This window comes from Enterococcus sp. DIV0175, from assembly GCF_050529075.1.
GTDB classification, from domain to species: Bacteria; Bacillota; Bacilli; order Lactobacillales; family Enterococcaceae; genus Enterococcus_B; species Enterococcus_B thailandicus.
Map to the genome: position 1 here is coordinate 393,882 of NZ_CP172880.1, position 20,057 is coordinate 413,938.

17 protein-coding genes are annotated in these 20,057 nt (G+C 36.3%); 9 read left to right on the plus strand and 8 right to left on the minus strand.

Annotated elements, in window-relative coordinates:
- Positions 1-36 precede the first annotated feature (36 nt).
- Positions 37-1,071 (plus strand): aldose epimerase family protein, encoded by a 1,035-nt coding sequence (locus IGJ76_RS01930; protein WP_067481389.1) that lies wholly within the window; start codon positions 37-39, stop codon positions 1,069-1,071.
- Between the two features lie 18 nt (positions 1,072-1,089).
- Positions 1,090-2,259 (plus strand): galactokinase, encoded by a 1,170-nt coding sequence (locus tag IGJ76_RS01935; protein ID WP_430596700.1) that lies wholly within the window; start codon positions 1,090-1,092, stop codon positions 2,257-2,259.
- Between the two features lie 346 nt (positions 2,260-2,605).
- Here IGJ76_RS01935 and IGJ76_RS01940 read toward each other — a convergent pair whose 3' ends face one another.
- The 5 genes from IGJ76_RS01940 to rbsR all read right to left on the minus strand — a co-directional run bounded on the left by IGJ76_RS01940 (position 2,606) and on the right by rbsR (position 8,895).
- A complete protein-coding gene (locus IGJ76_RS01940) occupies positions 2,606-4,714 on the minus strand; it encodes a glucosaminidase domain-containing protein (RefSeq protein ID WP_067481386.1) in 2,109 nt (702 codons plus the stop codon).
- 338 nt (positions 4,715-5,052) lie between these two features.
- Positions 5,053-6,426, minus strand: coding sequence for a PTS transporter subunit EIIC (locus IGJ76_RS01945; protein ID WP_067481383.1), 1,374 nt, complete (start codon positions 6,424-6,426; stop codon positions 5,053-5,055).
- Positions 6,426-6,821: a D-ribose pyranase gene (rbsD, locus tag IGJ76_RS01950; protein ID WP_067481381.1), complete on the minus strand. Its 396-nt coding sequence runs from the start codon at positions 6,819-6,821 to the stop codon at positions 6,426-6,428. The genes IGJ76_RS01945 and rbsD overlap by 1 nt, the downstream gene beginning before the upstream one ends.
- Positions 6,822-6,861: 40 nt before the next feature.
- Complete coding sequence (rbsK, locus tag IGJ76_RS01955) at positions 6,862-7,773, minus strand: ribokinase (protein ID WP_067481379.1); 912 nt, start codon at positions 7,771-7,773, stop codon at positions 6,862-6,864.
- Positions 7,774-7,881: 108 nt separating this feature from the next.
- Complete coding sequence (gene rbsR / locus IGJ76_RS01960; RefSeq protein WP_067481377.1) at positions 7,882-8,895, minus strand: ribose utilization transcriptional repressor RbsR; 1,014 nt, start codon at positions 8,893-8,895, stop codon at positions 7,882-7,884.
- A 251-nt stretch (positions 8,896-9,146) separates the two neighbouring features.
- Here rbsR and treC point away from each other — a divergent pair, with 251 nt between their 5' ends.
- Entirely contained in the window at positions 9,147-10,778 is a 1,632-nt protein-coding gene (gene treC, locus IGJ76_RS01965; protein WP_067481375.1) for an alpha,alpha-phosphotrehalase, read from the plus strand.
- 55 nt (positions 10,779-10,833) lie between these two features.
- Here the strand turns inward: treC and IGJ76_RS01970 are convergent, their stop codons facing one another.
- A complete protein-coding gene (locus tag IGJ76_RS01970; RefSeq protein ID WP_306297864.1) occupies positions 10,834-12,042 on the minus strand; it encodes an AI-2E family transporter in 1,209 nt (402 codons plus the stop codon).
- A 118-nt stretch (positions 12,043-12,160) separates the two neighbouring features.
- Positions 12,161-12,889 carry a LytR/AlgR family response regulator transcription factor gene (locus IGJ76_RS01975; RefSeq protein WP_067481371.1) on the minus strand — a complete coding sequence of 243 codons (729 nt, stop codon included), beginning with the start codon at positions 12,887-12,889 and terminating at the stop codon, positions 12,161-12,163.
- Positions 12,890-13,354: 465 nt separating this feature from the next.
- Between IGJ76_RS01975 and IGJ76_RS01980 the strand changes: the two genes are divergently transcribed.
- The gene (locus IGJ76_RS01980) at positions 13,355-13,567 is read left to right on the plus strand and encodes a hypothetical protein (protein WP_067481368.1); all 213 of its coding nucleotides are present in this window, start codon (positions 13,355-13,357) and stop codon (positions 13,565-13,567) included.
- Between the two features lie 156 nt (positions 13,568-13,723).
- Positions 13,724-14,446, plus strand: a complete 723-nt coding sequence (locus tag IGJ76_RS01985) for a deoxynucleoside kinase (RefSeq protein ID WP_067481366.1) — start codon at positions 13,724-13,726, stop codon at positions 14,444-14,446.
- A 74-nt stretch (positions 14,447-14,520) separates the two neighbouring features.
- Here IGJ76_RS01985 and IGJ76_RS01990 read toward each other — a convergent pair whose 3' ends face one another.
- Positions 14,521-15,204, minus strand: coding sequence for a YoaK family protein (locus tag IGJ76_RS01990; protein WP_067481364.1), 684 nt, complete (start codon positions 15,202-15,204; stop codon positions 14,521-14,523).
- A 223-nt stretch (positions 15,205-15,427) separates the two neighbouring features.
- On the opposite strand from IGJ76_RS01990, the gene IGJ76_RS01995 reads away from it, so the two are divergent.
- The 4 genes from IGJ76_RS01995 (at position 15,428) to IGJ76_RS02010 (ending at position 19,667) form a co-directional block, all read left to right on the plus strand.
- On the plus strand, positions 15,428-17,593 hold the full coding sequence (locus IGJ76_RS01995; RefSeq protein WP_067481506.1) for an ATP-dependent helicase: 2,166 nt from the start codon (positions 15,428-15,430) through the stop codon (positions 17,591-17,593).
- Positions 17,594-17,713: 120 nt separating this feature from the next.
- Positions 17,714-18,124: a transcriptional regulator Spx gene (spx, locus tag IGJ76_RS02000; RefSeq protein ID WP_067481362.1), complete on the plus strand. Its 411-nt coding sequence runs from the start codon at positions 17,714-17,716 to the stop codon at positions 18,122-18,124.
- Between the two features lie 26 nt (positions 18,125-18,150).
- Positions 18,151-18,507: a Spx/MgsR family RNA polymerase-binding regulatory protein gene (locus tag IGJ76_RS02005; protein WP_067481360.1), complete on the plus strand. Its 357-nt coding sequence runs from the start codon at positions 18,151-18,153 to the stop codon at positions 18,505-18,507.
- A gap of 227 nt (positions 18,508-18,734) precedes the next feature.
- Positions 18,735-19,667 (plus strand): alpha/beta fold hydrolase, encoded by a 933-nt coding sequence (locus tag IGJ76_RS02010; RefSeq protein ID WP_067481358.1) that lies wholly within the window; start codon positions 18,735-18,737, stop codon positions 19,665-19,667.
- The last annotated feature ends 390 nt before the right edge of the window (positions 19,668-20,057 follow it).

The window sequence follows — 20,057 nt, forward strand, 5'->3', positions numbered from 1 at the left end:
AAATAATCAACTATGGAATGAAAAGAGGGCGACAGTATGCAAATCAAAGAGCAAGAATTTGGAAATGATTCCCATTTGATCACATTAATCAATGATCAAAAGACAGAATTGGCTGTTACTGATTTTGGCGCACGAATCGTTCATTTACAGACGCTAATTGATGGAACAAAACGTGAATTGATCCTAGGGTTTGATCATGCAGAAGAATATCTTTCGAAAGACGCGTATATCGGTGCAACAATTGGTCGAACAGCTGGTCGAATCGCTAAGGGAAAATTTTATCTAGACAATCAAGAGTATCAGGCAAAAGTCAGTGAAGAAACAGGACATTGTTTACATGGTGGAGATCCTAGCTTTGAAAAGAAAAATTGGCCATACACGATTATCAAAGGTGAAAATGAAGCTTCAGTTATTTTCTATTTAACAAGTCCTAATCAAGAAAATGGTTTTCCGGGTAATTTAGACGTGGAAGCACGCTATACTTTAACAAATGATGATGTTTGGCGAATAAGTATTCGCGGGATTAGCGATCAATTGACTTTATTTAATCCAACCAATCATGTGTATTTTAATCTAACAGGAGATGTAACTGAACCAATCGATCAGCATGAACTATGGTTAGCAAGCCAATTTTTTGCTCCTTTACAAAAAGATTTGATTCCAAAAGGGGAAGTCGCACCGGTCAAAGGGACAGCATTCGATTTTACAACGCCAAAAGTCCTTTCAGATGTTTTTATTAGTGATTTTTCACAAGCCAAAATGGTTGGCGGGATGGATCATCCGTTTTTCTTACAGAAAACAGGACAAATGAATCAAGTAGCAAAATTAACAAGTCCAGATAAAAAGGTTGCGATCCAAGTTGCAACCAATGTAGGAAGCATTGTCTTGTTTACCGCAAATTTTGGTGATGATGCACCAGTTATGCGCGGAGACAAACTAGTGAATCATGGCGGAATCACCTTTGAAACGCAAGAAGCTCCTGGATCAGAACGATTTGAAAGCTTTGGCGACATTACGCTTTTACCTAACCAGGCACGTGAGTTTGTGACAGAATATCAAATAAAAAAATAGATGAATGAGGGATATCAGATGGAAAAAATAGCTGAAGTAACAGCAGCATTTCATAAATTATTTGGGGAAAAAGCAACCAGTGCATTTTTTGCTCCAGGTCGAATCAATTTGATTGGAGAACATACGGATTACAATGGGGGACATGTGTTTCCAGCATCAATTACGTATGGAACTTATGGTGTAGCAGCGCCAAGAGAAGACAATCAAGTGAAAGTTTACTCGCTAAATTTTGAAGAAGTTGGTTTGATTACTTTTTCTTTGGATAACTTAAATTATACAAAAGAGGATAACTGGGCAAACTATGTCAAAGGATTTATTCTAAAAGTCCAAGAAGCAGGCTATCCGATTACTCATGGTTTTGAACTTGTGATTGAAGGAACGATTCCCAATGGTGCTGGTTTATCAAGTAGCGCTTCATTGGAACTGCTAGTCGGAGTAATGTTAGAGGATTTGTATGATTTACCAATTAGTCGTTTAGAATTGGTTAAAATCGGTCAAAAAGTTGAAAATGAATTTATTGGAGTCAATTCAGGAATTATGGATCAATTTGCAATTGGTTTTAGTCAAAAAGAACAGGCTATTTTATTAGATACGAATACCTTAGTCTATGAAATGGTGCCGACCGAATTAGGAGACTACGCAATTGTAATCATGAATACGAACAAACGTCGCGAACTAGCAGACTCGAAATATAATGAGCGCCGTGGTGAGTGTGAAGAGGCATTGAAACGCCTACAAACAGTTGTCGATATCCAATCATTAGGGGAATTAGATGAAGAAACATTCCGAAGTTACAGTGAAGCGATTGGGGATGCTATTTTAACAAAGCGTGCCAAACACGCAGTGACAGAAAATCAACGGACATTGAAAGCGAAAGATGCTTTAGTAGCGGGTGATTTAGTTTTATTTGGGCAACTGTTGAATGCCTCGCATGAATCATTGCAACATGACTATGAAGTGACTGGCATCGAGTTGGATACTTTAGTTCAAGCAGCTCAAGCGCAAACGGGTGTATTAGGTGCTAGAATGACGGGAGCAGGTTTTGGCGGATGCGCGATTGCATTAGTAAAAGAAGAAGCTATCCCTGTATTTGAAGAAAAAGTCAAAGAAACTTATCTAGAAAAAATTGGTTATGCACCTGATTTCTATGTTGCTCATATTGGGGATGGCGCACAGAAGATCAAATAAGCGAAAGAAAATATAAAAAGGGAGGGGCTGTGACAAGCGTATTGTCACAGCCCCTCTTTCCGAATTGTTTGAAGCTTAACGTTTAAAGCCACAACCTTATTCTCGGTGTTCCCAAAGCAACTCCTCAAGATAGTTTGCAACCACTTCAAAATATGGAAATCTATTTTGAGTGCTTGCTCGCTATCTTGTCGGAGCTAGACGCTTTGAGCCACAACCTTACCCTCGGTGTTCAAGAAGCAACTCCTTCAAAATAAGCCCAAATTACTCAAAAATTTGAAGAACAATTTCTGATAATTTGTTTTTATTTATTAGAGCTGGGCACTTCTTTTACAACCTCACTTTTACTTTATTTAAAAAGTGGAAAGTCTAACCAAAAGGATTTGTTTAAACTTAAAAAACTAACCATTGGTAATTCATTTGATTTAACTGTTAACGTTTGTGTTTCTGGAATCTGGTTCACAGTGAAGTGATACCATAACTCCCAAACATTTGCGACTTTCAATCCAGAAAGGAAAGCGGGTGAATTGATGTTTGATTTAATGATAGGTAAATCTAGCACATCACTAAACGTTAAATGATTCTTTTTCCAAACAGTTGGAACCGTTAGAAGTTGTTCTGTTGATTTTGTTTGTGTCTTAATTGGTTCTTCTTTGGCTTCATCATATTTTGTTAAATCATACGCTTTGATGATCGCATTTAATTTTTTCGAATACTGCTTATCTGTTGCGTAGCGACCTTCAAGATATTTCGTCGCATCTTCGTAAGATTTAGCTTCAGATTTCCAAATTGGCTTATAGAAATCTTTATTTCCAGATAAACCATTTTTGATTAAATCAGCATAGTCTTCCAAGCTTTCTTTGTAAGAAGGATATTTACGGAACTGCGCTTTGATTTGGTAGCTCTGCCCAGCTTCGTCTTGCTCAAGTGTGTTAAAGGAAACGCTTGAACCTTCAAAATCGCCTTTGATTCCAAAAAGATTATAATTTGGTTCGCTAGACAATAAGCTATTTCCTGAACCACTTTCTAGAATAGCCTGTGCCATCATTACTGAAGCGTAGATGCCTTCTTTTTGTCCAATCTCTTGAGCAAAATCAGCAATTTCCTTTAAGAAATCATCAGTTGATTGATTTTTAGAAAATGAAAAATCACCTAGATTATCTAAAGCAGAGGAACCAATAGAATTAGCTAATGATCCAGATGCTACTGGCAAACCAGCTAAGTTCACCCGGACGGCAAAGTCAGGTGTGTAATCAGCAATGGAAGTAATACGAACATGATCGCCTGGTTGAGGGGCGTGAATGTATTGTCCATTACCAATGTAGATTGCTACGTGATGTGTCACACCAGAAGATGGTCCCCAGAATAACAAGTCACCAGGTTGTGCTTGGCTAACTGGAATTTGAGTACCAGCGTATTGTTGTTCACCTGTCCAGCCACCAATATAATGACCAGTAGCTTGCATATACACGTAATAAGCTAGCCCAGAACAATCAAAAGTTGAAGCGCCTTTTGCTCCCCAAACATAAGGACTTCCAAGATATTTGTATGCTTCTTTGACGATGGCCTGCTGAACGCTTGTCGTATTCGCTGGTAAAACGGCATCTGTTGGTGTTTTTGTGACAAAGTCAGAAGTCGAAGCAGAAGGACTTTCTGTCTTTGGTTGTGTTACATTTGTTGAAGGTCGCTGATTGTTTGTTGAAGAATGATTCCCAGTGCTTGGTTTAGATGAACCTTTTTGTGAATTATTCGTTGATCCAGCAGGCTTCGATGGTTTATTAGTGCTTGAATTTGATGTATTACCTTTATCAGAAGAGTCTGTTGTACTACTGCTTTCTGTAGTGCTTGAATCAGGAGTTGTACTGTCTTCTGTCGGAGCTGTTGAGCTGTCCGAGGTATTTTCAGTAGTGCTATCTGAAGTATTGTCTGTACCTTCACTTGGAGCAGTCGAAGGTTCTGTTGATTCTTCTGTTGAAGAATCAGGAAGGGCTTCAAAGGTTGCATTGATTACTAAGTTGGCTGCGCCAACAACAAATATTTGATTTGTGTAATCCACGGTTTGAACACCATCAATTTGAACAGATGCAACTTGTTCGCCAGCATCTGGTGTAATCGTGTAGTTCAATTGTGTTCCTTCTGTTAACCCAGTTAAGACACCACCATTGATAGTTAAAGGCTGACCATCCATTGTTGTAATAGTAATCTTGCCAATCAATGCTGGATTAATTGTTGCTGTGTAAGTAGCTTCTGCTGGTGTTTCGCTCTCTGGTTGAGAGGAAGAGTCAGTAGAAGTTGTCGTGTCTGACGTGCTGGTCTCGGGTTGTTCCGAGGCTACGACTGAACTTTCGGCCGTTGCAACTTGTGGTTCTTCTGTTGCAAAAACGGACTGAGTAGATAAGATAGTCGGAGCAATGAGCCACGTAGCCGCTAACAGGCGAATCGCCTTATTATTCTTCATAGTCATCTAGTCCTTTTCATTTTTTTTGCTCATATCCAAGTAGTTCATAAAATACTCTTTAACTGGTAAAGCGGTTCGCCATTTTTTAATGAAAGAACCTACTTTTCTGACAGAGTAGCTGGCATAGTTACGAGTAAAAGTTGTCTGGCTTAAATTTTTGGGTATCGTTCTTACTTTGTTGGGGAAAGAGTGTGGTTCAAAATAAGATACGCATACTCTATCCAATTGTACCAGAAGATGAGCAGTTCGACAAAAAATTAGTTAAATAAAGGGACGTAAAAAATAAAAAAAACTCCAAACAGTGAGAAAACTCATTGACTCATTGTTTGGAGGAAAGATTATTCTTGGGGCATTAAAGTTTCATCAAACCCGCTAACTAAGGTAGTAATCATTGCAACTACTAAGCTGACAGCAAGTCCGATGACGTACCACCAAAATGTACTTGAAATAAATGCAGGAAGAGTGGTCAAGCTACCAAAGACAAAAGCGATTGCTTTTACTTTCGCAAAGCCCATGACTGCGCCACCAGCTGCAGCACCGATACAAGCAGCTACAAAAGGTTTTTTCAAAGGAATTGCAATGCCGTAAACAGTTGGTTCAGTGACTCCGGCTAATAAAATAGAAGCAAAAGCTGAGCCAGAAATCGAGCGTGTTCTTGACTGTTTACTTTTTAGAAACACACCTAAAGCTGCTCCAGCCATTCCAAAATTTGCTGCTCCAGTTAATGGAACGATGCGGTCAAAGCCAAAACTTGAAATGTTGCTAATCATGACTGGGTTGACAGCCCACTGAATACCGAAAATCACCAAGATATTCCAGCCACCGGCAATAATTGCGCCACTAATTGGTCCGTTAATGTCCATCATCCAAGTAATGACAGCAGCTAATCCTTCACCCAAGTACACACCTGCGGGGCCAAATACCATTAAGGTCAATGGGACTGTAATCACTAAAGAAAGCAAGGGAACAAAAACTAATTGCATACTTTCACGAATATATTTTTTTAGAAATTTTTCTACAAAAGAGTAAAAGAAAATCCCTAAAATAGCTGGCATCACTGTAGATGTATATTGCATTAGTACCACGGGAATACCTAGAAAATCAGTTGAAGCTTTCCCTCCACTTGTCAAAAGACCAGTCAAATTTGGCTCAATCAAAGCAGCTGCAATGACACCTGCAATATAGCCGTTGACTTTAAATGTTTTGGCTGCAGAAAATGCTAGAAAAATAGGTAAGAAATAAAAGACAGCGTTGGAAGCAGCGGCTAAGATATGGTAAGTCCCGCTGGTCTCACTTAACCAACCAAGTGTTGTTGCTAATACAACTAATCCTTTTAAAATTCCTGAACCAGCAAAAAGCGGGATGATTGGTGTAAATATTTCAGAAATCAAGCCAAATAATTTTTCGATGGGGTTCAACTTTTCTTTGGTTGCTGATTGATCCAACTGTTGGCTCAAGGCTTTATACGTTTCACTTAATCCTTGTTCCATGATGACTTCTGCGTATTTATCTAAAAGAATGAAATATTTTACATCAGGAATTTGTTGGATGATTTCATTTGACTCAGTCGCAGGTTGTTTCTTTAGCTGGATACGCAATCGGGTTGCACAAGGGGTAATCGATTCAATATTATTTTTTCCACCTAATTGAGTAAGCAAAAGCTGAACTTGTTCCGACAATAAAAGTTGTTCTGGTTGAATGATTTTTTCCATTAGAAAACCACTCCACTCACCAAAATAATATTTGCATAAGGCGTCATTTCACCTGTGCGGATAAACGCATGGCAATTCGTTAAGTCTTGTTTCATTTCCTCATGAGGAATAAAAGTGATAGACGTTTCAGGCATCAATTGTTTGATTTGCTCTAGTACATCAGGATTCATTGTCTTTATTTCTTCTGCCAGTTCAATTGATTGGACTTCTAGTTCTTCTAAGACATTTTCTAAAACAGTCATAAAATTAGGTACACCATTCGTGACAGCAAGATCAATTTTTTCAGTTCCAAAAGGTACGGGCATTCCAGCATCACCAATACTTAGTTTGTCAAAGTGTCCCATTTGTGAAATAACTCTAGAAATATCTGAATTGATAACTTTACTTTTTTTCATATCAAGATCCATCCTTTTTTATTAAATGTATGTGGTCATGTTATTCAAATGTTAAGTCTGTACGACGTGGGATTGATGGTTGTGCACCATAACTTTGAACAGCGACAGAAGAAGCAAGATTGCCGTAACGAATTGCCTCTGGTAAGTTACTAAAATCTGGATTCAATTGGCTACTTAAGGCACCAATGAATGTATCTCCGGCAGCGGTAGTATCAACTGCTTTTACTTTAAAAGCAGGGACAATACCATGTTGAGTTGCAGTGTGATAGAAGGCACCTTTGCTTCCTAAAGTAATAATCACTGTTTCAATTCCAAGTTGGTGAAGAGCAGTAGCAGCTTGGAATAAGCTTGCTTCATCTGTTACTTCAATTCCAGTAATAATTTCTGTTTCAGTTTCATTTGGAATAATGACATCTGTTTGTGCAAGTAGTTCTGTTGGGATTGTTTCAAGAGCTGGTGCAGGATTCAAAATCGTTTTCTTCCCAGCTTTTTTGGCAAGGGTAAAAGCAGCCAAGGTTGCATCTAAACTACTTTCAAACTGTGCAATTAGGAAATCACTGTTTTCAATCAGCGCTTTTTGTTGTTGAACTTCTGCTTCATGAAAAGCATTATTTGCACCAGCATGGATCAAAATACTATTTTCGCCAGCATCGTCAACCATAATCATTGCTTGACCAGTTGCAGTGTCAGCAATTGTAGAAATGCCAGAGATGTCGATTTGTTCCTTTGCCAATAAATCAAGTAGAGTAGCCCCTTCATTATCATCGCCAACTGCACCGATAAAAGCTGTGTTTGCACCAGAACGTTTTGCTGCAACAGCTTGATTTGCACCTTTTCCTCCGCCTGAATGGAAGATGTCACTTGTGTGTAGTGTTTCGCCTGGTTTAGGCATTTTTGTTAAACGTAAAGTCGTATCCATATTGATACTGCCAATAACTGTAACCGCGTTCATTTTTGAACCTCCAAAAAGTCAATGAGATTTTTCCTTGCAAGAAAATAAATTAAAACGTTTTATTAAAACGTTTTAATAACTTGGCTAAAATATAGCACACCTTGAAAGCTATTTCAAGGGTGCTGTTGAAAATCTTTTTTCTAAATGGACTGGCAGTAGTTTCTCTTCTTGATTTTTTTCGGGATGCTGAATACGTTCTAATAAAAGTTTCGCTGCTTCTTGTCCTAACTCGAAGATTGGTTGAGCAATTGTCGTAAGTTTTGGTTTTACATACTCAGACATATCTACATTATCATAACCAATAATACTATAATCATCGGGTATTATTTTTCCTAATTCTTCTAGCCCGCGATACAAGCCAAATGCTAATTCGTCATTTAAAGCAAAAATGGCGGTTGCTTCAGAAGCAACGATTTGGTTAGTTATTTGGTAACCACCTTGTTTGGAAAAAGCTGTCGGGATGAGAAGCAGTTGATTGTAGTCAATTTGATAAGCATCTGCTGCTGATTTAAACCCTTCGATTCTTTCTTGAACATTTGCTGGTGGATTCTCTGGATAAACGAGGGCAACTTGTTGATGTCTTAAAGAGAACAAGTGTGTACCAGCTAAGTAGCCTCCGCGAAAATCATCTGTGCGCACTGAGTCACTAAAATCTTCTGCTTTCTTTTGATCCAAGACAATAAATGGACGCCCTTGTTGTTGCAAATCTTCCTTGATTGCCTGAGTCGAGATTGCAGAAGAAGCGATGATAAATCCATCTACACCACGGCGTGTTAGTTCTGAAAGATACTGGACTTCTTTTTGTTGATTGGAGTCGGCATTACAAAGAATGGTAACGAAATGTTGTTGATATAAAATTTCTTCGATCCCTCGCATGAGTAGATTGAAAAAAGGATTCGTAATATCAGGAACAAGTACACCAATTGTTTTTGTTTCTTTCGTAATCATTTGACGCGCAAAATAATCGGCTTGGTAACCAAGTTCATTTTTGGCAGCTAGGACTTTTTCGACCGTCTTTGAACTAAATTTATCTTCGTTGCCATTTAAAATTTGCGAAACAGTGGCAATCGAGACACCGGAATGATGTGCAACATCTTTAATTGTTACTTTTTTTTTCACCATGACTTTCCATACTCCTATCTAAATCTTGTGGCTATTTTCCCATGAAATGTTAAAGAAGTAAACGAAATCATTCGATAAAAGTAGATTCAGATTGATTTTAAAAAAAGAAAAATTTTTTGAACTAGGATGAGGCAGGCAGTTAGTCGAAAATAGTCAAGTAAGTTTTACAAACGCTTCCTTTTCAGCTATAATAATTTTGAGTAACTTGTATATATAAGTTTGGAGACGAATAATTTAATGGAGGAGAGTATATGTCATTTAAAGAAAAAGTCATTTATCAAATTTATCCAAAATCATTTAATGATACGGATCATGATGGAATTGGCGACTTGAATGGTATTCGAGAGAAATTACCTTATTTACGTGAGCTGGGTATAGATATGGTTTGGTTAAATCCAGTTTATCCTAGTCCACAAAAAGATAATGGCTATGATATTTCAGATTATTTAGCTATTGATCCATTGTTTGGGACGATGGAAGAATTTGAAGCGTTAATCAAAGAAGGAAAAGATTATCAGATTGAGTTTATGCTTGATATGGTTTTGAATCATGTATCGATTGAACATGAATGGTTTCAAAAAGCACTAGCGGGAGATAAATATTATCAAGATTTCTTTTATATCCGTGATGAACCAACTGACTGGGTTTCAAAATTTGGTGGGAATGCATGGGCACCATTTGGAGAAACAGGAAAATATTATTTACATCTATACGATACTACGCAAGCGGATTTGAATTGGCGTAATCCAGCAGTTCGCGAAGAGCTGTTTAAAGTTGTGCGTTTCTGGATGGAAAAAGGTGTGAAAGGATTTCGTTTTGATGTCATCAATGTGATTGGAAAGGATGAAGTTCTGAAAGACAATCCAGTGAATGATGGAAAACCTGAATATACTGACAAACCAGTCACTCATGATTACTTAAAATGGTTGAATCAAGAAACTTTTGGACGAGATCCAGAGATTATCACAGTTGGTGAGATGAGTGCGACTACTGTTGAAAATTGTATCTTATACACTGAACCAAGTCGACATGAGCTAACAATGACTTTTAATTTCCATCATTTAAAAGTGGATTATGAAAATGGAGATAAGTGGACAACTCCGGCTTTTGATTTTGAAGAATTAAAACGTTTGTTCCATACGTGGGGAGAAGAGATGAGTAAAGGAAATGGTTGGAATGCTTGGTTTTTAAATAACCACGATCAACCACGAGCTTTGAATCGTTTTGTGTCAGTAGACCGTTACCGAAAACAAGGAGCAGAGATGTTAGCGACATTGATTCATCTTAATCGTGGAACACCTTATATTTATATGGGGGAAGAAATCGGAATGATTGATCCGGCGTTTACGTCTATGGCTGATTATGTTGATATTGAAAGTAAAAATGCTTATCAAATGTTAGTGGAAAAAGGCTTGTCAGCTCAGGAAGCCTTTCGTAGAATCCAAGCTAAATCTCGTGATAATTCACGAACACCGATGCAGTGGACCGATGAAGAACATGCAGGTTTCACTACAGGAACACCATGGCTGAAGGTGGGAGCCAGTTATCCTGAGATCAATGTTGAGGCAGCAAAAAATGAGAAAGACCAATCAATTTTTGCCTATTATCAACACTTGATTCAGCTACGCAAAACACACCAAGTAATTTCTGAAGGAGATTATCAAGCCTACGCACCAGAACATCCACAAGTTTATGCCTTCTTACGATCTTATGAGGGACAAAAATTACTTGTTCTAACAAACTTTTATGAAGAAACAACCACAGTTGATCTTCCAGAAGAATTTGTTGAAGGCGAAAGACTGATTGATAACTATTCTGATACAGTCGTAAGCAAAGAATTAACGCTTAAACCGTATCAAGCGATTGCATTACTTGTGAAATAAAAAAGAATTCCTACTCAATTGTTCATTGAGTAGGAATTTTTTTATCAAATAAATATCAATCAAAATAATCATCTTCTGAAAAATCAGCTTCTTCGTATTCACCTTTATCACCGTAATACTTATTGTAACGTTGCTTGAATTTTTTAAAAGCAAAGACAACCAGTAATTTTAGTAAAGTATAGATTGGGATACCAAAGATCACACCCATTATTCCAAGTAAGTCACCCATAACGAGCAGCACAATCAAAATCGTTATAGGATGAACTTGTAGTCGGTTCCCAATCACACGCGGAATGACTAGGTCACCATGAAGCAACTGGACTATGAACCAAACAAGGACAAATTTTACGACCATAAAAGTTGAATCTTGGAAGGCGATAAAAAGTCCAGGAAAGAAGGCAATGAATGGTCCAATATAAGGAATGATACATAACACACCAGCAGCAATAGCTAGGATGCTAGCAAAATCAATTCCAATGAGTAAAAATGTGACCCAGTAAATAGCTCCTAAAATAAACGAAGAAATAATTTGTCCTTTCAAAAATGCACCTAATTGTTGGTTAGCGATTTTAGTCAATTCTTGGAAATCCTTGCGAAATGCCGGTGGAACGATTTTTAATACTGATTGGTAGAAACCATGTGGATTTTGAAGCAAGAAAAATGCAACGATAGGACCAGTAAACAGAGTAATAAAAGTAGTTGTTACGGCAGAGAACAGATTACTGATACTTTGCGCTCCACTTTCCCAGTAATTACCAATGAAAGATGTTGCTTGGTCTGTAAAATTATCAATTGAAGAGAAGAATTCATTGAATTTATTAGCAAAAGGTGTGTGTTCTAAAATATTTCTGACACCTTCTTGAAAATCATTAAATAAGTTTGGTAAGCTGTCAAATAACTCGGTTGCTTGCTGTTGTAGAAAGGGTGCAAACCAGACACTTCCTAAACCAATCACGGCAAAAATCAAGACATACACCAAAATAACAGCAATATTACGTGACATCCATTTACTTAAACGCCGAATAATTGGATCCAGTAAATAATACAAAATAAGTGCAAATAGTACAGGTGGTAATGATGCTGCAAAAATAACTCCTAAAGGTTTAAAGATAAAGGCAACTTGCCAAAACACATAAATGACTAAGGCAAGCATTACTAACAAGCCCAGTACGTAATACGAAGTTTTTCCCCCTAAAAATTGAATCAGTCGAGCGTTCGATTTTTTGTTCAATTTTTTTCCTCCTTTTCTTTCTTTTGTTTTTATTATAGTCAGAAGTTAACCGAAAAAGAAAATGAAACAAACTAAATATGGAAGAAATCTGATATTAAAAAAAAATCCTCAATCGATTAGTAAAATGCTAACGAGTTGAGGAGTAAGCTTGTTATGAAATAATTTTTTTTAAGCCGCGAATCGAGATGGGGACTGTTTCACCGTTTGCTAAAGTGACTTCTCTTTTTTTCTTATCAATAGTCCGAATATTTAGTTTGTTAATAACGTATGACTTGTGGCAACGAATAAAGTAATTATTTTTTTTCTCAATATCTTTGATTTTATCGTAGAACTGAAGATGAGCATGAGTCATGTGTACTTCAAGTTTATGTGGTGTAACTGCTGATGTGGAAAAATATTGAATCTCGTCTAGTGGGAGAAATTTGATTTCTCCGTTGAATTCTAGCTTAAAGATGTCCTTTTGAGGTTGAGAATTATGAAAGTTAAGAACGATTTTACTTAAGATGTGTTCTAAACGGTCTTTTAACTCAAAGACATCTTCTTTCAAAATATAATCGGTTGGTTCAATTCGATTTTTTAGAATTTCTAAAGAAAAGTCAGAGTTAGCCGTCACATAAATAATCTTGCCTAATGGATCCATTTGACGAATTTCTTTTCCAAGCGTAATGCCGGTTAATTCATGGCTTTGGATTTCCGTATCCAAAAAATAAATACCGAAATCAGCAGTTCGACGACGGGCAATTTCAAGAAGTTCATTTGGATCAGTTGAAGAAACAGCAACTTGACTGTTGAGGTCTTCAAGAGTGATCTGATTTTTTATGACAGTTGTGATAATTTCTAATTGCCGTGGGTCTTTTTCGCAAATATAAATCGGAATCATATCAATACTCCTTCACTTAAAATAAATTGCTAGGTATCAAACAATGTTTCAGTAAATGAACGCTATTTTTGTTATGTTCATTCCAGTTCGGTTAGTTAGAGACCTGAACGTTAGATTGTAGCTGAAGTCTAATGTTTATCGTGAGAAACCATCATCTAAATTTTAAGGATTATTGCTTAGTCAGAGATTCTTTTTCCTCACGGTGTACCAAAAATAGCTGAAAACTCTTAGTTAAAAGTGTAATAAAAAAAAGTGAACAAAAACGGTTCACTCAAAAAATGTATGTTTCAGCTCATAACTGTCCGATTTCATTTAACTGTTATGTATAATTACTAGATCTTGTGAAATTTGTGAAAAAAGTTCACAGTTTTGATGCGAGAAATGCTTTTTTTGAGTGTGTGTACTAATTTTTTATTTCTATGTTAAAAAAGTACTAACCTGATAAAAGGTGATGGAGGTATTCTTATGGAAAATGAACAATTATTTGAAGTAGGCGAAACTTATGAATTTCATTCGGATTTGTTTGAATCACCAGTCAAAGGGAAAATCGAAAAAATATATGAAAATAGTGTAATGATTCGCGTAACGAAATGTGCAACAGATGAAACAGAAACAGCCGATAATCTACAATGGCAACTGATTGTTCGCAAATCGAACGCTTTAATCGAAAATAACTAAGTAAACAGGAACTAGTTGTTTTCCAATAGTTCAATTTTGTAATTAATAATTAAAAAGACTAACCTTTCAAAAAATAGCAGAAAAATTGTTATTAACTATTGAAAAGTTCAGTCTTTTTTTGTGGTAAAATGAGAAGCAGAATTTATAAAAGGAAGGATGCCGATAATTGTGATTATTGTTGCGGGAACTATCGGAGCTGGGAAAAGTACATTAACAGAAATGTTAGCGCAAAACTTAGACACTAAGCCATTTTATGAAAATGTTGAGGACAACGAAGTCTTGCCTTTGTTCTACTCAAACCCAGAAAAGTACACTTTTTTATTACAAATTTTCTTTTTAAATAAACGTTTTTTAGCAATTAAAGATGCATTTTGTCATGATGATAACGTGTTAGATCGATCTATTTACGAAGACAGTTTACTGTTTCATTTAAACGCAGATTTGGGCCGAGTGTCACAGGTAGAAGTCGAGCAATATCAAGGATTACTTGAAACGATGTTAAATGAACTAGAAGACATCGCGCCGCAGAAGAAGCCTGATTTATTAGTTTATATTCGAGTTTCTTTTGAAACAATGCTTGAGCGTATCAAAAAGCGCGGACGAGAATATGAACAAATCGAACAAAATCCTGAGTTGTTTTCTTATTATCAAGAATTAAATCGCCGTTATGAGGAATGGTTTGATGCGTTTGATGTCTGTCCAAAGCTTGTGATTGACGGAGATCGTTATGATTTTGTGGCAGAACCAGAATGTGGCGAACAAATCGTTCAAACAATTAAAGCACAAGCTAAAGAGATGAGCGAGACAGCAATGAAAGAAAAAATTCGGTATACAACCACAGTTCCAGAAGCAAAGGGAATTTTTTCTTACAAAAAATAAATAAGAAAAAGGACGCGACAAAGATGTTTTTTCTTTGTTGCGTCCTTTTGAATTAATTATTGTAGTCCAATTGATCAAAGTGGATATTTATTGGTTCTGAAAAAGCGCCAAAGCTGGAATGTTTGGCTGAGTGCCATTGCCAAAAAGAGAAACGACACTAATAAAATAGCTTGAGCACCAAATAAATGATAACAAAAAACAGAAACGATAGCGCCTAAAATGAATGCTAGTACAACTGTGAGGAAGTGAAAAAATTGATCAAAATCAGATTTTTCTTTTGAAATCAAAAAATCATAAAGATTGGTTGCCACACCTTTCAAATTTCCGGTTGTAAAAAGATTTGTATAGGCACGTCCATTGATTTTATCGAATGACACCCATTGGATTGCAGCTGTAAAAGCAATCAAAACTGTTACAAGTGAGGGATGAATGTTGATTATTCTTAAGCTAACGAGGAAAAAAATCAGGGCTTCGTAGTAAAGAACAAATAATCGCCAAAAATGTTTTTCCCGCTTTCGAAAATAATCAATCAAAAACTTGGTCAATAAAATACCAAGAAAAAAGAAAAGAGTTGATAGCACTTTTTTTCCAAAGTTAATCCATTCGCCATCAAAGGCTTGAATAATTGCCAGAATAATATTACCAGTTTGTGCAGAAGCAAAGACATCGTAATGAATGTAAGTATAACTATCCATTGCACCGCCGATAAATGTTAGTAACAGTCCGATAGTACGATCCTCGTGAAACGAAGTACGCATGATTTTTCCACCTTCAATTATTATTTTACTGATGTAGTTTCCTCTATCTTAGCATAATTTTCCGAAAAACATGATAAATTTTCTGAAACAAAGTGATTGGATAACGGCGTTTCATTTTCAATAAAGGTCTGGTAGTATAAAGAAAACAAGAATGACACGATAAATAAGAAAATTTTGAAAAAGAAAGTTGGTGGCACTGATTACTCAGCTAAATGAAAAGGAAATGTTGCGGTTAAAAAATGAGCTGAAGTCTTGGAAGAACAGATATCACAAACTTCAACAAATCTTTCGATTACAAGAAGAGATAATTGCTAGTTATGAGGCTGCTTATGGGGAAGCACCAGGATTAATTGAAGAAGATCAGCCAGCTGAAAGAGTGGATGATTCGTTTTTTAAAATGATGGAAAAACGCTCTTATAATCAGTTTAACCAAGAACAAAAAGCTGCAATTACGTATGACATGGAAAAAAATCTTCGTATTATTGCTGGCGCTGGTAGCGGTAAGACGCAAACGATTTGTGCAAAAGCCGTCTACTTAATGACACAAAAACAAGTTGCCGAGCAGCGAATTTTGATGATTACGTTTACGCGGAACGCAGCGAATGAATTGAAAAAAAGAGTGGATAATTTTAGCCAACATAAAACAGCGATACATATCGGAACATTCCATAGTATTTTCTTTCGTCTTTATAATGAAATTTGTAAGGAATTCCCAGACATTGCAATGCAAGGTATTCATGGAGACTTTTCAAAAGATTCTGGCCAAAAAATTGGAGCGATTTTACAGCAATTGATTCGTAAATATAATCTTTATTCTTTTGATCAGTATGGTGAGAAAAATTTGCCAGCGCGTTTAGATTATTGGCAAAACATGAATCTATCGCAAGAAGAAATTATCCATTTGGTGAAAGAAAAGTTTGATGGAATAGAAAAAAATGCAAATCAACCACTTTCTGAACGCATCGGTCTGTTGATGACGGAGCTAAAGGAGTTAAAACAGCAACAACATCTGGCTGATTTTAATGATATTTTGCAAAATCTAAAAGAAGCTTTACTTGACGAAAATGTTCGACAGTTTGTTGGCAAGAAATATGATTTTTTATTTATTGATGAGTTTCAAGATACGAATCCTCTGCAATGGGCGGTCGTAAAATTGATTACTAAAGGAACAAACATCAAGCTAGTCGTAGTCGGAGATGACGATCAAAGTATTTATGGTTTTCGTGGATCAGAGCCAGCCTACATCAAAGAATTTGAACAAGAATATCCGACTGAAACACTCTTCTTACTAACGAATTACCGTTCTCGTGCCGCAATTGTTCAAGGCGCAAACCGATTGATTAGCTACAATAAGGGGGATCGTATTCCCAAAGCTATGATTCCTGCACAAAAAGAAGCAGGTGTTATGGAGGCAATTTCTTTTAAGGATCTTCAAGCAGAAAGCCAGTGGGTGATTCGCCAGGTTCAAACATTTATCAAACAGAAAGGTAAATACAAAGAATCTATTATTTTGTACCGTTCACTTTCGCAAACACAAAGATTGGTACAGAATCTTTTGCAAACGGACATTCCGTTTGTCCTTGAAGCAGATGCACCATATGAAGGAATTTTTGGTGTACGAAACTTTCAACAGTTATATAGAAGATTTCTTGACTGGCACAGAGCAACAACTAGTCAGAAAAAAGAGCAAAGTTACCAACAAATTTTGAGACAAATCATGATTAACTGTTATTTGAAAAAGTCGGAATGTGATCGTTTCTTCTCTCAAAAACAGTCAGATACCGACCTAACTGCGTACATTGTTCAGATGAAACCCTCATTAAAATCACGGCAAAAAGAAATTGAGCAATTAGTAAAAGAATTACAAGGATTTACGCAGCAACCAAGAAAAAACATGTACCAGTTTTGGCAATTATTCATGAATCTTCCGCGAGCAAAAAAAGAACTCGAACAAAGTGAGCGCGATTGGTTAATAGAAGAAATCAAAAAACAACCGACATTGTTGCAATTGATAGAGTTAGAAAAATCAATTCAATCGCAAGCAAAGCAACTGAAAACACGATTGATTGCTTATCGACAAGGAAAGCTAGATGCGTTATGTATTCAAAGTATTCATAAAAGTAAAGGATTGAGTTACAGAAATGTTTTCTTGATTGGCTGTAACGAAGGCGCGTTGCCACATAACGGCGCTGCAGAAAAAGGATCCGTGTCGTCGGAACAAATCAAGATAGAACCTGTGACAACGATTGAAGAAGAACGCCGCTTATTTTATGTGGCGATGACCAGAGCTCGAAATCGCCTGTATTTGTGTGTACCGCAAATGAAAGGAACTCGGCAATTAAAGCCATCTCGTTTTATTAAAGAGTCTGGTATTCAACTCAGGAAATAACTAAAAAATTGTGCCGCAATTGATAATTGTGGCACAATTTTTTTAGTTTACTTAGCGAATGATTGGTCTTTTTGAAATAATTCAGTTAAAATGGGATTATAATTAAAGAGGAGTGAGAAAATGATAAAAGTATATACCTCACCTAGTTGTACTTCTTGTCGTAAGGCTAGAGCATGGTTGCAAACGAATCAACTTGAGTTTGAAGAAAAAAACATTTTTGTCGATCCGTTACTTGAAGAAGAGATTAAAGAAATTCTAGCAGCAACTGAAGGCGGGGTTGAGGATATTATTTCCACTCGGTCAAAAATTTATGAAAAATTGTGTTTGGATTTCAATGAATTAACGCTTAAACAAATGATTGTTTTGTTTAAAGAGTACCCTTCGCTGATTCGTCGCCCTATCTTAATTGATGAAAAGAGAATTCTGATTGGTTTTAATGAGGATGAAATTCGCTCATTTGTTCCTAGAAAAATTCGTTGTGTTGAACGAAATCTGATTTATTTGCAAAATTATGGCTCGTTGAACTCTTAGCCAATTAAAAGAAAGAGGGAGGTCCTGTGAGAATAAAAGTATTTGGATCAAAAGATTGCTTGACTTGTTTGAAAGCTAAAAAGTGGTTAGAAAATCATCGTTTAGCTTATCAATTTATTGACTTAGAAAAAACAGCATTGAGTATACAGGACGCCAAAGAACTATGTAGCTTTAAAGAAGTCCAAGCAACTCAATTGTTTGCTACTTGGTCCGAAGCATTTCTCAAAATGCAGGTGGATCTATCAAATTTACAAAATTCTCAGTTGATTTCACTTTGTAGAGAGCACACAGAAGTCTTGAGACGTCCGCTGATTATTATTGATGATGTTTTATTTATTGGCTATGATGAACAATTATTAGAACAGTTAGTTGTTCATGAATAAATTTGAGTGAAGAGTAGGACGTAATCGTGTCTACTCTTTTTTGATGTTTCAAAAATTGAATATTATTGAATGTTATATAGAGGTAAGGAACAACGCTTGCAATCACTTTAATGTATCTTTATAGTTAACTGTTGATTAGTTAACCATGATTGCTAAGATAAAATAGTAAGTAACACTATCTAAGTAACGTTATATAGAATAAAAGAAAAAAGCGAGGCGTTTTTAATATGAAAAAGCAAGTACAGTTTCTATCTGCTGATGGAAAGACTATGGTGGAAGTAAGCTGTTGGTATCCTGAGCAACAGCCCGTAGCCACTTTACAGATTGTTCATGGGATGGTTGAATTTATCGAACGTTATGATCTATTCGCTGAGTATCTTAATAAAAATGGGATTATTGTGGTAGGGCATGACCACTTGGGACACGGCCAGTCTATTCAATCAAAGGAACATTTTGGCCATTTTGCAGATGAAAATGGTTCAGAACTCTTACTTTCAGATATTCATACAGTAAATGAAAAAATTAGTGAACAATATCCAACACTCCCACATTTTATTTTTGGTCATAGTATGGGTTCTTTTTTGGTAAGAAATTATTTGGCACAGTTTGAGACGAATTTTTCCGGTGTAATTATTATGGGGACTGGGTGGCACAATCCCAAAGAGATGACAGTTGCTGAATTAATGGCTTCGACAATCGTCACTATTCGCGGAGCAATGTATCGTTCAAAATTTCTAGATCAATTAGCATTTGGCGGGTTTAATCGACAATTTGAACCTGCAAGAACTTCAAAAGATTGGCTTACGCGTGATGAAATAGAGGTGGATAAGTATTTACTGGACCCTAGAACGCAATTTATTTTTACAGCGTCTTCTTATAAAGAGCTATTCCGATTAGTTAGACAAGCTTGTAGCCGTGATGAAGTACAACGGATTCCAGATCATCTTCCAATGTTAGTTGTTTCGGGAGCGAAGGATCCAGTAGGTGCGAATGGCCGTGGTGTTCAAACCTTTGTCCAAGTAGTGAAAGAATATACTACTAGTCGATTAACACTTTTGCTATATGAAGAAGCACGCCACGAATTGCTTAATGAAATCAACCAAAAGGTGGTATATCAAGATCTTTATTTTTGGTTAAAAAAATATATTGATACTTATTGACAGGTAAAAAATTACATGATATATTTATTCCCGTTGTTGCGAAAGTAACATTCATGAAACTTTCGTAAATAACATGAAAAATAGTTGTTGACATGTGAATTATCACATGATAAGATAACTAAGTCGTTTAAAAAGGACTGCTTATGAAGCTTGATTTCATCAAGAAAAACTTCAAAAAAGTTCTTGACAAATAACAAACGATGCGATATGATAAATGAGTTGCTGAAAGATTTCTCAAACGAAATCAAAAAAACTTTTTGTAAAAAAGAGTTGACATTCAAATGTCACTCTGATATGATATAAAAGTTGCTACGGCAATTCAAGTAGACCTTTGAAAACTGAACAAAGTAAGACAAACCAAATGTGTAGGGCGTCTTGATTCAATTCAAG

Excerpts from the sequence above, each read along its gene's own strand:
- IGJ76_RS01985 (WP_067481366.1), top strand. The coding sequence starts at position 13,724 with ATGCCGATAATTGTGATTATTGTTGCGGGAACTATCGGAGCTGGGAAA.
- spx (WP_067481362.1), top strand. The coding sequence starts at position 17,714 with ATGATAAAAGTATATACCTCACCTAGTTGTACTTCTTGTCGTAAGGCT.
- IGJ76_RS01945 (WP_067481383.1), bottom strand. The coding sequence starts at position 6,426 with ATGGAAAAAATCATTCAACCAGAACAACTTTTATTGTCGGAACAAGTT.
- IGJ76_RS01935 (WP_430596700.1), top strand. The coding sequence starts at position 1,090 with ATGGAAAAAATAGCTGAAGTAACAGCAGCATTTCATAAATTATTTGGG.
- IGJ76_RS01980 (WP_067481368.1), top strand. The coding sequence starts at position 13,355 with ATGGAAAATGAACAATTATTTGAAGTAGGCGAAACTTATGAATTTCAT.
- treC (WP_067481375.1), top strand. The coding sequence starts at position 9,147 with ATGTCATTTAAAGAAAAAGTCATTTATCAAATTTATCCAAAATCATTT.
- IGJ76_RS01995 (WP_067481506.1), top strand. The coding sequence starts at position 15,428 with ATGTTGCGGTTAAAAAATGAGCTGAAGTCTTGGAAGAACAGATATCAC.
- rbsK (WP_067481379.1), bottom strand. The coding sequence starts at position 7,773 with ATGAACGCGGTTACAGTTATTGGCAGTATCAATATGGATACGACTTTA.
- IGJ76_RS02010 (WP_067481358.1), top strand. The coding sequence starts at position 18,735 with ATGAAAAAGCAAGTACAGTTTCTATCTGCTGATGGAAAGACTATGGTG.
- rbsR (WP_067481377.1), bottom strand. The coding sequence starts at position 8,895 with ATGGTGAAAAAAAAAGTAACAATTAAAGATGTTGCACATCATTCCGGT.
- IGJ76_RS01975 (WP_067481371.1), bottom strand. The coding sequence starts at position 12,889 with ATGATTCCGATTTATATTTGCGAAAAAGACCCACGGCAATTAGAAATT.
- IGJ76_RS01990 (WP_067481364.1), bottom strand. The coding sequence starts at position 15,204 with ATGCGTACTTCGTTTCACGAGGATCGTACTATCGGACTGTTACTAACA.
- IGJ76_RS01940 (WP_067481386.1), bottom strand. The coding sequence starts at position 4,714 with ATGAAGAATAATAAGGCGATTCGCCTGTTAGCGGCTACGTGGCTCATT.
- rbsD (WP_067481381.1), bottom strand. The coding sequence starts at position 6,821 with ATGAAAAAAAGTAAAGTTATCAATTCAGATATTTCTAGAGTTATTTCA.
- IGJ76_RS01930 (WP_067481389.1), top strand. The coding sequence starts at position 37 with ATGCAAATCAAAGAGCAAGAATTTGGAAATGATTCCCATTTGATCACA.